Annotated in this window: 13 protein-coding genes; 7 read left to right on the forward strand and 6 right to left on the reverse strand. The window is 67.5% G+C overall.

Annotation, left to right across the window (positions count from 1 at the left end):
• Window positions 1–51: 51 nt before the first annotated feature.
• The gene (locus tag IRT45_RS21940) at window positions 52–963 is read right to left on the reverse strand and encodes a LysR family transcriptional regulator (protein ID WP_194807714.1); all 912 of its coding nucleotides are present in this window, start codon (window positions 961–963) and stop codon (window positions 52–54) included.
• Between the two features lie 71 nt (window positions 964–1,034).
• Here IRT45_RS21940 and IRT45_RS21945 point away from each other — a divergent pair, with 71 nt between their 5' ends.
• The 4 genes from IRT45_RS21945 (at window position 1,035) to IRT45_RS21960 (ending at window position 4,503) form a co-directional block, all read left to right on the forward strand.
• Entirely contained in the window at window positions 1,035–2,399 is a 1,365-nt protein-coding gene (locus tag IRT45_RS21945) for an FAD-binding oxidoreductase (protein WP_194807715.1), read from the forward strand.
• An 82-nt stretch (window positions 2,400–2,481) separates the two neighbouring features.
• Window positions 2,482–3,420, forward strand: a complete 939-nt coding sequence (locus IRT45_RS21950; protein WP_194807716.1) for an SPFH domain-containing protein — start codon at window positions 2,482–2,484, stop codon at window positions 3,418–3,420.
• Window positions 3,420–3,599, forward strand: a complete 180-nt coding sequence (locus tag IRT45_RS21955; RefSeq protein ID WP_194807717.1) for a hypothetical protein — start codon at window positions 3,420–3,422, stop codon at window positions 3,597–3,599. Before IRT45_RS21950 ends, IRT45_RS21955 begins: the two co-directional genes overlap by 1 nt.
• Before the next feature lie 109 nt (window positions 3,600–3,708).
• A complete protein-coding gene (locus tag IRT45_RS21960) occupies window positions 3,709–4,503 on the forward strand; it encodes a hypothetical protein (RefSeq protein ID WP_194807718.1) in 795 nt (264 codons plus the stop codon).
• On the opposite strand, the gene IRT45_RS21965 is transcribed toward IRT45_RS21960, so the two are convergent.
• Window positions 4,478–5,359: a class I SAM-dependent methyltransferase gene (locus tag IRT45_RS21965; protein WP_194807719.1), complete on the reverse strand. Its 882-nt coding sequence runs from the start codon at window positions 5,357–5,359 to the stop codon at window positions 4,478–4,480. The two genes, IRT45_RS21960 and IRT45_RS21965, sit on opposite strands and share 26 nt — an antisense overlap.
• 473 nt (window positions 5,360–5,832) lie before the next feature.
• Here IRT45_RS21965 and rpsA point away from each other — a divergent pair, with 473 nt between their 5' ends.
• Both rpsA and IRT45_RS21975 read left to right on the forward strand, forming a co-directional pair.
• A complete protein-coding gene (rpsA, locus tag IRT45_RS21970; RefSeq protein WP_039777576.1) occupies window positions 5,833–7,302 on the forward strand; it encodes a 30S ribosomal protein S1 in 1,470 nt (489 codons plus the stop codon).
• Between the two features lie 221 nt (window positions 7,303–7,523).
• A complete protein-coding gene (locus IRT45_RS21975) occupies window positions 7,524–9,053 on the forward strand; it encodes a phospholipase C (protein ID WP_194807720.1) in 1,530 nt (509 codons plus the stop codon).
• A gap of 55 nt (window positions 9,054–9,108) precedes the next feature.
• Here the strand turns inward: IRT45_RS21975 and IRT45_RS21980 are convergent, their stop codons facing one another.
• The gene (locus tag IRT45_RS21980) at window positions 9,109–9,315 is read right to left on the reverse strand and encodes a hypothetical protein (RefSeq protein ID WP_194807721.1); all 207 of its coding nucleotides are present in this window, start codon (window positions 9,313–9,315) and stop codon (window positions 9,109–9,111) included.
• A 290-nt stretch (window positions 9,316–9,605) separates the two neighbouring features.
• Here IRT45_RS21980 and coaE point away from each other — a divergent pair, with 290 nt between their 5' ends.
• Window positions 9,606–10,802, forward strand: a complete 1,197-nt coding sequence (coaE, locus tag IRT45_RS21985) for a dephospho-CoA kinase (protein ID WP_194807722.1) — start codon at window positions 9,606–9,608, stop codon at window positions 10,800–10,802.
• Window positions 10,803–10,866: 64 nt separating this feature from the next.
• Here coaE and IRT45_RS21990 read toward each other — a convergent pair whose 3' ends face one another.
• The 3 genes from IRT45_RS21990 to IRT45_RS22000 form a co-directional block, all read right to left on the reverse strand.
• A complete protein-coding gene (locus IRT45_RS21990) occupies window positions 10,867–11,829 on the reverse strand; it encodes an aldo/keto reductase (protein WP_194807723.1) in 963 nt (320 codons plus the stop codon).
• A gap of 128 nt (window positions 11,830–11,957) precedes the next feature.
• Window positions 11,958–12,482: a DUF402 domain-containing protein gene (locus IRT45_RS21995; RefSeq protein WP_194807724.1), complete on the reverse strand. Its 525-nt coding sequence runs from the start codon at window positions 12,480–12,482 to the stop codon at window positions 11,958–11,960.
• An 85-nt stretch (window positions 12,483–12,567) separates the two neighbouring features.
• A complete protein-coding gene (locus IRT45_RS22000) occupies window positions 12,568–13,131 on the reverse strand; it encodes a hypothetical protein (RefSeq protein WP_194807725.1) in 564 nt (187 codons plus the stop codon).
• Window positions 13,132–13,348: the final 217 nt, after the last annotated feature.

Raw genomic sequence — 13,348 nt, forward strand, 5'->3', positions numbered from 1 at the left:
GTGGAGTCCAAGACCTTTCGCTATACACGGCCGACATTCGCGTGACCAGCCTCAGCGGTGCGCCGCCTTGCGGTGGCCCAGGGCGATCCGCAACTGCCCGAGCAGTACCTTCGCGGCCGGCGCCGCCGGTCGATCCGACCGCCAGACCAGGCCGAGCTGTCCGTGCATCTGCGGGTCGGTGATCTCGATCATCCGGACTCCCGCGGCCTCGGCGTGGGCGGCGCCGAGGGCCGGAACCACGGCGATTCCCAGTCCACCGGCCGCCAGTTGAACGAGCAGCGGCGGCGCGGCGGCCTCGAACTCGATCCGCGGAGTGAATCCCGCGGCGGCACAGCAACGTTCGAGCACGCCACGAATTCCGGTGCCTCGCGGCAGGCAGATCAGGGAGCGCTCGCGCAACTCGGTCAGCGCGATCCGGGATCCGAATTCGTGGTCGTCGCGCGCCACGGCCGCGGCCAGGCGCGTCTCGAAGACGACGTCGACGGCCAGGCGTTCGTCGATTTCCGCACCGGTCAGCCCGACCAGGGCGATATCGAGTTCGCCGTGGGTCAGCGCGGCGAGCATCCGGTCCGTGGTGTCCTCGGTGAGGGTGATACCGACCTGCGGATGATCCCGATGGAACGCCGACAGGACCGTAGCGACGTCGAACTCCTCGGTCGCCGCCCCGGAGATCAGGCCGATACGGACCTGTCCTCGCAACAATCCGGTGAACTCGTCGACGGTGAACGAGATCTGTTGTGCCGCAGCCAATGCCGATCGTGCGTACGGCAGGACGGCGGCACCGGCGGCGGTCAGTGTCACGCTACGTCCCGACCGGTCCAGCAGCGGTTGACCCAATTCCCGTTCCAGCTGCCGGATCTGCGCCGAGAGGCCGGGTTGCGCCAGATGCAGCCGCTGGGCCGCCCGGGTGAAATTCGCCTCCTCGGCGACGGTGACGAAGTAGCGCAACTGCCGCAGTTCCATAACTGTTCATTCTAGTATCGAGAAGAACTATCTGTTTTACTTCTCATTCGCCCGGCGGCAGAGTTCAGGACATGACGAACTCGACCTTCCCCGCCGAACTGCCCACCGTCACCGGCCCGGTCTTCCGCCCGGGTGCGGACGGCTACGACGCCGAGGTCTCCGGTTTCCAGACCGCCTACACGCACCGGCCGGATCTGGTCGTCGGCGCGGTCCACGCCGAGGATGTCCGCGCGGCCGTGGAATTCGCCGCCCGGCACGGGCTGCCCGTCGCGGTCCAGGCGACCGGGCACGGGCTCTCGGTGCCGGCCGCGGGCGGTGTGCTGATCAGCACGCGCCGGATGACCGGCGTGCGCGTCGATCCGGAAGCCCGCACCGCCTGGGTGGCCGCCGGTGTGCGGGCCGAGGCGCTGATCGCGGCGGCGGTCGCGCACGGTCTGGCGCCGTTGAACGGCTCCTCGCCCTCGGTCGGCGTGGTCGGCTATCACCTGGGTGGCGGGCTCGGCATTCTGGCGCGCACCTTCGGCTACGCCGCCGACCGCGTCCGCGCCCTGGAGCTCGTGACGGCCGACGGGCGATTGCGCCGCCTCACCCCCGGTGACGAATTGTTCGGTGCCGCACTGGGTTCCGGCGGCAACTTCGGAGTGGTCACCGGTATGGAACTGGAACTGTTTCCGATCACCGAGGTCTACGGCGGACAACTCAGCTTCGACACCCTGCTGGTCGAACCCGCCCTCGAGGCATGGCGGCAGTGGACCGCCGAGGTCCCCGAGGAAATGACCTCGGCGATCACCATGATGACGATGCCCGACGTCCCGGCGATTCCGGAACCGCTGCGCGGGCGCTACCTGGCCACCGTCAACATCGCCTTCACCGGGTCGGCCGCCGACGGTGAGCGGCTGGTCCGGCCGCTGCGTGAGGTGGGCGCCCGGCTCGCCGACGATCTGCGGACGATGCCCTACCGCGACACGCACGGCATCTACCGCGACCCGAGTTTCCCGCACGCCTATACCTCGACCAATGCCCTGCTGTCGGATCTGACCGCGGATGCGGCGTCGGCCTTCCTCGATGTCACCGGCCCGGAGGCGCCGGTCGCGGCGGTGGCCGGCTTCCGCCATCTCGGCGGTGCGCTGCGCCGCCCCGGTCCGGCGGGTATCGCGATGGATCACCGGGAGGCCGAATACAACGCGCGCATCATCACGATGCCGAACTCGGACGGCCCCGATCCGCGGGGCTACCACGACCTGGTCGCGAAGACGTTGGCGCCGTGGACGATCGGCCACAACCTGAACTTCCTGTACGGCGCCGGGGAGTGGGCCGACGAGAACCAGACCCGCGCCGGATACGCCGCGCGGACATACGACCGACTGCGAGCGCTGAAGTCCGTATACGACCCGGCCAACCTGTTCCGTTTCAACCGCAACATCCGGCCCGCCTGAGCCGTTCCGTCGACCGGGCCCTTGTCGCCGGAAGTATCGTTGCGCTATCGTCGTGATATCACTTCAATATTGGGAGGATGTCATGTCGCTGCGTCCGGCCTTCCGGCTGAACGGGTTCTTGATGTTGTTGGTGCTGCTGGTGGTCGGCACCGCCGGACTGATCGGCGGGGTCGCCGCCTCCAGCGCCGCCGGCTCGGGCGGGGGTGCCGGCGCGGCGATCGGCGCGGTCGCGGGCTACGTGATCCTCGCGGTCGCGGTGATCCTGCTGACCGGGCTCACCACGGTCGGCCCGAACGAGGCCAAGGTGCTGCAGTTCTTCGGCCGCTACGTCGGCTCGGTCGCCGACGCCGGCTTCTTCTGGGCCCTGCCGCTGACCACCAAACGGCGAATCTCGTTGCGGGTCCGCAACTTCGAGACGCAGAAGTTGAAGGTCAACGATTTCGACGGTAATCCGGTGGAGATCGCGGCCGTGGTGGTCTACCGGGTCGTGGACAGCTTCAAATCCGCCTTCGCCGTCGACGACTACGAGGAGTACGTGCAGACCCAGTCCGAGGCCGCGGTCCGGCACCTGGCCACCGTGCATCCCTACGACGCCGCCCCTGATGTGGTGCCCGCGGCCGTGGCGGCGACGCCCGCTCTCGCCGCGGCCGACGACCCGGCTCCGACCAGCCTGCGCAACGGCGCCGAGGTCGCCGAGGAACTGACCACGGAACTGCGCGAGCGCACCGCGCTCGCCGGTATCGAGATTCTCGAAGCGCGCATCACGCACCTGGCCTACGCGCCGGAGATCGCCCAGTCGATGCTGGTCCGCCAGCAGGCCGCGCAGGTGGTGGCAGCGCGCAGCCGCATCGTCGAAGGTGCGGTCGGCATGGTGGGCATGGCGCTGCAGCGGCTCACCGAGGAGGGGATGGTCGACCTGGACGAGGAGCGGCGGGCCTCGATGGTGTCGAATCTGCTGGTGGTGCTGTGCGGCGATCGGTCCGCCCAGCCCGTCGTCAACACCGGAACGCTCTACTCCTGATGGCCAAGCGCGAGCCCAAGAAGGTGCTCGTCCGGCTCGATCCGGCCGTCCACGAGGCGATAGCCAAGTGGGCGGCCGACGACCTGCGCAGCATCAACGCTCAGATCGAGTACGCCCTGCGGATGGCGCTCGATCAGGTGGGGCGCTCCCCGCGGCGGTCCGGGGAGACCCCCGAATGAAAACAAACCTGACGCCCGTTTCGCCCGGTATTTATTACCAGGTGGTCACGCCTTGAACACAAAATGCCCCAGGAAGTGCGAAAAGGTCACGAATGGGTAGCTTGGTTGCGTGCCAATCGTGTTCGAAACCGGGGGACTGCAGCAGCTTGACCAGACCACGTGGGGGAATCCGGCCACCCGTGACATCATCACGCTGAGCTATATCGATCTGGTACCGGACTTACCCGCCCCGCTGTCCGACATCGACACGTTGCGCCGCCGCCTCACCGAACTGCAGGCCGAGTTCGGCTGCCTGATCGAGGCACATGCCATCAGCGTGGACTCCCAGCCGGCCCTGCTGCGGCTGGAGAAGTTCCCGCTGGCCGATCAGGCGACCGGACTGGGCTTCACCGCCGGAATCGTCGTGCCCAAGGCCGGGTGCAGCGCGATCGTGAAGATCATGTGCCCCGAAACCGGCCGCTCCGGCGTCCGCGAGGCCGCGGTCGTTCCGAAGGTCGGCTTCGCGAACATGTTCCCGCCGCATCCGTACGCGCCCGAGGTCAAGGGCAAGCTGCCCTACAACATCGCCGACGACGCGCGCTGGGATCCGCAGTTCCCGGACCATCCGCTGACCCGCGCGCGGCGCTGGATCACTCACGTCAGCCGGACCGCGCGCATCGATCCGCGGTTCGCGGCGCTGCCGCCGTTCCCGGGCCCCGGCGGTGCGGAGGCGTCGACCGGTAAGCCGGCGCCCACGAGTAAGGCGGAGCCCGCCGCGGCGCCCACCACGCCGGTGGCCAAGCCGGATCCGGGCAAGACCACGCCCATTCCCGCGCAGATCTCGGTGTCCGACGGCAAGGCGACGGTGGCGCCGCCGCCGCTGCCGCGAGCCGCGCGGGCTAATGCCGCGGCGGCTTCTCGGTAACGAAAATAGCTGTGCCGGGGAAGATCTCACCGCGCAACGGGCTCCACTGACCCCATTCGCGCTCGAGCCACTCCGGCCATTCGGGTTCGACGATGTCGAGCAGGATCAGGCCCGCGCCGACGATGTCGCGGACCCGATCACCGATCGTGCGGTGATGTTCGACGTAGATCGGTTCGTCGTCGGCGTCGACCTCGACGTACGGCGTCCGGTCGAAATAGGGGATCGTGGCGCGCAGACCGTCCGGACCCGGATCGTCGGGGAAGATCCACCGCATCGGGTGATTCACCGAGAACACCCAGCGCCCGCCCGGCCGCAGCACCCGGGCCACCTCCCGCATCACCTGGGCGGCATCGGCGACGAACGGGATCGCGCCGAATGCCGAACAGGCCAGATCGAACGATTCGTCCGCGAACGGCAGCGCCTCGGCCCCGGCCTGCACCAGCGGCACTCGCGGTCCGCCGCGCGCCATGGCTTCGAGTCCGCGGTCGAGCATCGCCCGCGACAGATCCAGTCCGACCGGATGCGCACCCCGGCCGGCGAGCCAGCGCGAACACGGCGCCGATCCGCAGCCGATCTCGAGCACCCGCCGCCCGGTGACCTCGCCCAGCAGATGCCAGTCGCCCTCGTGCAGGCCTTCCGGGCACCAGACGAATTCTCCGGCCTCGGAGTCGACGCCCAGGAAATCGGCGTGGGTCTCGTGGTACTGCGCGGCGTCGGCGTCCCACCAGCGCCGGTTGGCGCGCTCGCTGGCGGCCGAGCCGACGAGCGTGCGGGTCACCCGCGCGGTGCCGAGCAGGGCGTTGGCCTCGGCGTGGCGAGCGTCGTCGAGGAGGGCCGGATGCGGGTCGTCGGACATGGTTCGCAGCGTATGGCACGCCCGGGCGTGGCCCTCGCGGACGCCGTCGGGAGGGGCACGCCGGGGTGCGCGCGAGCGGGGTGATCGCGTCCCGGCCGTGACGGGTACCACACTGTGCGGGAACGGTGTTCGATGCGGACGTATGATCATGATGCGGGCGGGGACCCGTGTTTGCTTGGCGTAACTCACGTCGCGTACGCTGTTTCCCGCGAGTGTCTTCGGCATTTGCGTAGCCGCTGTCGGTACTGTAGCGCTCGGTACCGGGCGCAGGGGTTACGGATTTCGGAAGTCGCCCGCGGGCTGTGATTTCGCAGCCGGTGCTGTGAGTTTCTGCAGTGAGTACAGCGTTGTGCTGTGTCGCAGCGATGTGCTGTGCATGGCCGTCAACGTAGTTCCACCGCTGTGACTTCACAGCAAAACCGAGAGTTCCAATGTCCACTACCGACCACAATCCGTCCGGAGCAACCCAACATATGCCCACCACCGTCACCTCGCCGCAGGTAGCCGTCAACGACATCGGCTCCGCCGAGGACTTCCTCGCCGCCATCGACAAGACGATCAAGTACTTCAACGACGGAGATATCGTCGAAGGCACGATCGTCAAGGTCGACCGCGACGAGGTTCTGCTCGACATCGGTTACAAGACCGAAGGCGTCATCCCTTCCCGCGAACTGTCCATCAAACACGATGTCGACCCGGCCGAGGTCGTTTCCGTGGGCGATGAGGTCGAGGCCCTTGTTCTCACCAAGGAGGACAAGGAAGGCCGCCTGATCCTGTCGAAGAAGCGGGCTCAGTACGAGCGGGCGTGGGGCACCATCGAGGAGCTCAAGGAGAAGGACGAGGCCGTCAAGGGCACCGTCATCGAGGTCGTCAAGGGTGGTCTGATCCTGGACATCGGCCTGCGTGGCTTCCTCCCGGCGTCCCTGGTCGAAATGCGCCGCGTCCGCGATCTGCAGCCGTACGTCGGCAAGGAGATCGAGGCCAAGATCATCGAGCTGGACAAGAACCGCAACAACGTGGTTCTGTCCCGCCGCGCCTGGCTGGAGCAGACCCAGTCCGAGGTCCGCAGCGAATTCCTGCACCAGCTGCAGAAGGGCCAGGTCCGCAAGGGCGTCGTGTCCTCGATCGTCAACTTCGGCGCGTTCGTCGATCTCGGCGGCGTCGACGGTCTGGTGCACGTCTCCGAGCTGTCCTGGAAGCACATCGACCACCCGTCCGAGGTCGTCGAGGTCGGCATGGAGGTCACCGTCGAGGTTCTCGACGTCGACCTGGACCGCGAGCGGGTTTCGCTGTCGCTCAAGGCCACCCAGGAAGACCCGTGGCGTCAGTTCGCCCGCACCCACGCCATCGGCCAGATCGTGCCCGGCAAGGTCACCAAGCTGGTTCCGTTCGGTGCGTTCGTGCGCGTCGAAGAGGGCATCGAGGGCCTGGTGCACATCTCCGAGCTGGCCGAGCGCCACGTCGAGGTGCCGGACCAGGTTGTCGCCGTGGGCGACGACGCGATGGTCAAGGTCATCGACATCGACCTGGAGCGTCGCCGGATCTCGCTGTCGCTGAAGCAGGCGAACGAGGACTACCACGCCGAGTTCGACCCGTCGAAGTACGGCATGGCCGACAGCTACGACGAGCAGGGCAACTACATCTTCCCCGAGGGCTTCGACCCCGAGACCAACGAATGGCTCGAGGGCTTCGACAAGCAGCGGGAAGAGTGGGAAGGCCGCTACGCCGAGGCCGAGCGTCGCCACAAGATGCACACCGCTCAGATGGAGAAGATGGCGGCCGACGCCGCCGCCGAGGCCGCCAACGGCGGTGCCTCCGGTAACTACTCCTCCGAGAGCGGCGCGCAGAGCTCGTCCTCCAGCTCCTCCGAGCCGGCCGGCGGTTCGCTGGCCAGTGACGCGCAGCTCGCCGCGCTGCGTGAGAAGCTGTCCGGCAACGCGTAATTCGCTGAGCTGAAACGAAGGCCCCGGTCCGATGGACCGGGGCCTTCGCCCATGTCCGGGCCGCCCATTCAGCCCCTCGTCACCGCGTCGATACCGCCGGTCCATTATTCTCGGCGAGGATCTGCCACTGTCCTCTGTCAGTCGGCACGGTTTTGCCGGCTGACGCGGTCTTGTCATCCGGCACTGTTGTTTTCACCGACGCGGAAGGTCTCGGCACCGGAATGGGTCTGTTCGACGGCATCAAGAGGCGTGATTTTCTGGCGAAGGCCATGGCGGCCGGTGGGGTCGGGGCGCTGGCCGCCTGGGCGAACCCGATCATCGAACGTGCACACGCGGCCGACCCGGCGGGGATGGGCGGGCTCGGCGATATCGAGCATTTCGTCCTGCTGATGCAGGAGAACCGCTCGTTCGACCACTACTTCGGAACCCTTTCCGGCGTAAGGGGTTTCGACGACGCCTCGCCGGCGTGGAAGCAGTACGGTTACGCTCCCGGCGTCGGGCCGACCGCCGACGGGTTCATCGTCCCGTTCCGGCTCGACACCACCCGCGGCGCGACCCTCGATGGCGAATGCGTCAACGATCCCGATCATTCCTGGGGCGGTATGCACGAGGCGTGGAACGGGGGCCGCAACGACCGCTGGATGCCGATGTCGGTGGCCGGCGTCGGCGCTGCCAACGGTCCGGCGGCCATGGGGTATTACACCCGCGCCGATATCCCGATTCACCATGAGCTGGCCGATGCGTTCACCCTCTGCGACCACTACTATTGCTCGGTCCTCGGCCCGACCGACCCGAACCGGCTGTACTGGATCTCCGCCACCATCGACCCCGACGGTCTGGCCGGCGGCCCGCTGGTGGACACGCCGACGCTGATCCCGCAGAACGCCTACAGCTGGCGCACCTACCCGGAGAACCTGTCCGAGGCCGGCGTCGACTGGAAGATCTACAACAACCGCGACCTCGGCCCGATCTCGTCGGTGATCCTCGACGGCATGATGGGCTGCTTCACACAGGCCGCGGATCCGAATTCCGAGCTGGCCAGGCGCGGCAAGGCTCCGGTCTATCCGCAGGATTTCGCGGCGGACGTGGCCGCCGACCGGCTGCCCTCGGTGTCGTGGGTGATTCCGCCGCTGTTCAACTGCGAACATCCGGCGCTGCCACCGGCATTGGGCGCGGTGGGCATCATGCAGGTGCTCGACATCCTCACCTCCAATCCGAAGGTGTGGGAGAAGACCGCGCTCATCGTGAGCTACGACGAGAACGGTGGATTCTTCGATCACGTGACCCCGCCGACCCCGCCGCCCGGCACGCCGGGGGAGTACCTCACCGTGGACCTCGGCCGGGTACCCGCTGCCAAGGGGGTCGCGGGCCCGATCGGATTGGGTTACCGCGTCCCGTGTTTGGTCATCTCGCCGTATTCCCGCGGCGGCCTGGTCGCCTCGCAGACCTTCGACCACACCTCGCAATTGCGTTTGCTGGAACGTCGTTTCGGTGTGGACGTGCCGAATGTGACCGCCTGGCGGCGCAGCGTCACCGGTGATATGACCTCGGCCTTCGATTTCGGTTCGGCACCCGATTCCGTGCTGCCGCGAATTACCGATCCGAAACCGAAATCGGATGCCGCTCTGGCGCAATGTGGTCCGAATATCGCGCTCGGCACCAACGATAAGGGAATTCCCTATCCGGTGCCACCGAATGCGATGCCGAGCCAGGAACCGGGCTCACGCCGAAGCCCGAGCGGTCTGGTGTGAAATACCCAGCGGCCCGCCGAGTCCCCGGTGGGCCGCCGAACGTTCGACGTACTGGTCAGCTCGCCGTGGCGGGAATCCACCGCGTGACGCCGCCCCGGCTGCGCATGGCCGCGAAGCTGTGCCGGGCCGGGCTGAGTAGGGCGGTCAACCACGAACGGCGATGTTCGGCCAGTGCTGCCGCAACGGCGGGTATCCGAATGCAGTGCACGGTGCCTGCCAAACCCAGCCGGTGGCGACCCGACTGGATGTGTGTGGTGCCCAATGATCGTCCTTCGCTAGCTCGGATGGCCTGGATCGCCCGGGGCGAAACAGTAGCGGAACAAAAGTGGGGGGTTGCGGATTTTGCGTGACTTCGGACCCGGCGTGTCGGAAAGTTGCCGACTCCAGGTCGGTATCGGGCGGAAAAAGTTGCGAATTGATATCACCGGCGTCACGGAATGGGTAATACCGCGTGGAGGAGGTGAAAAAGAAACACGCGATGGGTAATCGACCCGATCGGCCCGCGGCCGGGGTGCGGGCGCGGACGCCGGCTGTGGATGCGAGACTGGGGAAATGTTGCGTATCGGTCTCACCGGAGGCATGGGAGCGGGTAAGTCGACGGTGGCGCGGCTGCTGGTGGAACACGGGGCGGTGCTGGTCGACAGCGACGCCATCGCCCGCGAGGTCGTCGAACCCGGCACCGAGGGCCTGACCGCACTGGTCGCGGCGTTCGGCCCGGAAATTCTGGCCGAGGACGGAAGTTTGAACCGCCCGGCGCTCGCGGCGGTCGCCTTCGCGGACGAGCGGTCGCGCACGACGCTGAACTCCATCACCCATCCGCTGGTCGGGCGGCGCACCACCGAGCTGATCGCCGCCGCGCCCGCGGATGCCGTTGTGGTGCAGGATGTTCCGCTTCTGGTCGAGAACAATCTCGGCGCGATGATGAATCTCGTCGTGGTGGTGATGGCCGACGAGCAGACTCGCGTGCACCGGCTCGAGCAGTTCCGTGGTGTGAGCCGTGCGGACGCGCTGGCGCGAATCAAGGCGCAGGCGAGTGACGACCAACGGCGTGCGGCCGCGGATGTCCTGTTGGACAACAACTCCGATGCCGAGGCGCTGGCGCCGCAGGTGCGGACGCTGTGGGAGCAGCGCCTGCTGCCCTTCGAACACAATGTGCGCACCCGGACTCCGGCGCGCTCGACCGGGCCGGTGCGGTTGGCCGAGCCGGATCCGCAGTGGCCGGCGCAGGCGCAGCGGTTGATCGGCCGGTTGTGGCTGGCCTGCGGTGGCGACGCGCGCCGCATCGATCACATCGGTTCCACCGCCGTGCCCGGGCTGGCCGCCACGGATGTCGTCGACATCCAGATCACCGTCGCCGACCTCACGACGGCAGACGCGCTGCGGGATCGATTGGCAGCCGCCGGTTTTCCGCTGATCGACTCGGTTACCGGCGACAACCCGAAGCCGACGCCCCAGGACCCGGCGGGCACCGATGCCGAGCTGTGGGCGAAACGTCTGCACGGTAACGCCGATCCCGGGCGGGTCGCGAATGTGCATGTGCGCGTGGACGGTTCGCCGGGACAGCGGTTCGCCCTGGACTTCCGCGACTGGTTGCGTGCCGACGCCGACGCCCGCGCCGAGTACCTGGAGATCAAGCGCCGCGGGGAGGCGGCGGCGACGGGCACGGTGGGAGACGAGGCCATCGAGGCGTACCTGTCGGTGAAGGAACCCTGGTTCGACAAGGTCTACGAGCGGGTTCCGCGCGCCTGACACGGGCACCACCGCGATCGGGCGCACCGGCGGCGGGCTTTTCCGCCGGGCGCCCGTTGCGCTGTCAGCGCGACACGGAGGTGATCCGGTCGATCTCCGCGAGGTCCTCGGCGGTGGGCTGCCACTGGCCGGCCCGCACATTGGCCTGCACCTGCTCGGGTGAGGTGGCGCCGGCGATCACCGAACTCACCGCGGGCTGCGCGGCGAGACCGCCGATGGCGACGTCGAGCAGGGTGATCGACCGCTGTGCGGCGAAATTTTCCAGCTGTTCCACGATGTCGAAAGCCGCGTCCGTGAGTGCGGATTCCCGGCCCCACGCCTGAATTCTGCTGCCTTCGGGCGCCGGCACGCCGCGCTTGTACTTACCGGTGAGCAGACCGCTCGCCAGCGGGAAGTAGGGGAGCAGCCCGATCCCGTAGTGCTCGAGGGCCGGCACCAGGTCGGCCTCGATCCCACGCTGCAGCAGGCTGTATTCGTTCTGCGCGCTGATGAACCGCTCGAGATTGCGGGTGCGCGCGGTCCATTCGGCGTCCGCGGTCTGCCAGCCGGTGAAGTTGGAATGGCCCAGATACCGGATCTTGCCCTCGTGGACGAGGTCGTCCAGCGCGGACAGCGTCTCCTCGATCGGCGTCGCCGGGTCCGGGCGATGGAACTGGTAGAGATCGATCCAGTCCGTGCGCAGCCGGCGCAGCGACTGCTCGACCGCGCGGCGGATGTAGCGGCGTGAGCCACGCGCGCCCCAGTCCTCGCCGTTGTCCCCGCCGAGGCGACGCACATCGTTGCCGAACTTGGTCGCGATGACGACGTCGTCGCGACTGCCCTGCAGGATCTCGCCGATTCGTCGCTCCGATTCCCCGTAGGAGTCGGCGGTATCGATCAGAGTGATGCCGTGGTCGAGCGCGGCGTGCAGCACTGCTCTGCTCTGCTCGAGATCGAGCTTCATCCCGAAATTGTTGGTGCCCAGCCCGACGACCGAGACCGCGAGCCCCGAACTCCCGACACGACGCAACGACGACGACTCACCCATGGCTCTCCCGGTTCTCGAGGGACGTGAACGACCTGGCTGGACCCTAGTGGCGAGGGCGCACCGCGGAGAAGAGTTCGGCGCAGCCCGACTCGTTTCCGCGGCTGTCGCACCGGGCTCGGCGCCGGGGCTCACCGCCAGCCGAGGGTGATACCTCGTGAGCGCAGCCAGGCTTCGAAATCGTGTCCGTGCGCGGCGATTCCGTCGATGGCGGTGGTGGCGGCCTCGATCGCCTGCTGGGCCTCGGACGCGCTCAGATATCCGGCGGCGTGCGCGGCCAGAAGTTCGTCGACGTCGAGCAGAATCGCCTCCCGGCCGGTGCGGACGACGATGTCGAGGTAGTGATCGACCGACTTCCACATCTGCGGACCGGCCGCGGAGAAATCACCGATATCGAGGTAGAAGTCCTGATCGCGCGGGTGGGTGGGGCGGAAGTGGAAGACGGTGGCGCGCAGCGACAGCTGCGGTAGCAGCCAGGACTCGAGGTAGTGGAATTCCGGATGATCGGCGGTGCGGGCCATGTAGAGCCCCCACGGTTCGGTCCGATACGTCTCGACCGGCCGCACGAAACCCTTGGGATCGGTATTGGTAGACCCGGCGAGGTCGAAGTACTCGATCTTCGGCCGATGCAGATCGACCACGTGCCCCTGCGTCATGCCCCGAATCTACCGTCGCGGGCCCGCGAAATGCCCGCTCGCGCCGTGATTCGATGATCATCGGCGCGAGCGGGTGGTGCCGGGATCACAACCAGTGCAGCGTGACGCCCTGGGTGGTGAGCCAGCGTTCGAAGTTGTGATCGTGCGAGGCGATACCGTCGACGACGGCGGTGGCCTGCTCGAACGCCCGCTGGGCCGTCTCGGCCGACACATGGCCGGCCGCGTGCGCGGCGAACAGTTCGTCGACCCCGTGTAGCTCACAGACGTGGCCGTTGCGGGCGGCGATGTCGATGTAGTGGTATTCGGCCCGCCAGCGCTTCGGCTCGATCTTGGCGAAGTTGCCGATATAGATGTGATAGATCGGATCGCGATCGTGTGCGGCGTTGACGTGATGCATCGTGACGCGGACCGACTGCTTGGGCAGGAGCCAGGTCTCGGTGTAGCGGTAGGGCGGGGTATCGGCCGCCCGGACCAGATACAGACCCCACGGCTCGGCGTGATAACTGTCGACCGAATGGACGAAACCGCGGGAATCGGTTCTGGTGAGATCGGCGATGTCGAAATATTCGACGTGCGGTCTGTGTGCCGTCCCCGATGGTGGCACCGGAATCGGTGTTTTTCGGCCCGGAATGTTGCGATTCGACGGCATTGGGCTGACTCCATTGGGCGCGGCAGTGCGCAGAGTCCGGGTGACACGTTCAGCGAGGAAACCGGCCATAACACTTGCCCTTCTCGACTTCCGACCGGATCAGCGTACACCCGGGCAACCCCCTCCGGCGGGGTGAAAACGACACGGAATCCGGCTGATTCGGCCGTGTCGTTATCGTCGAGCCGCCCTGCTCTACCAGACATTTCGGGCATTTGGT

This window comes from Nocardia sp. BSTN01, from assembly GCF_015354405.1.
In the GTDB taxonomy this organism is placed as follows: domain Bacteria; phylum Actinomycetota; class Actinomycetes; order Mycobacteriales; family Mycobacteriaceae; genus Nocardia.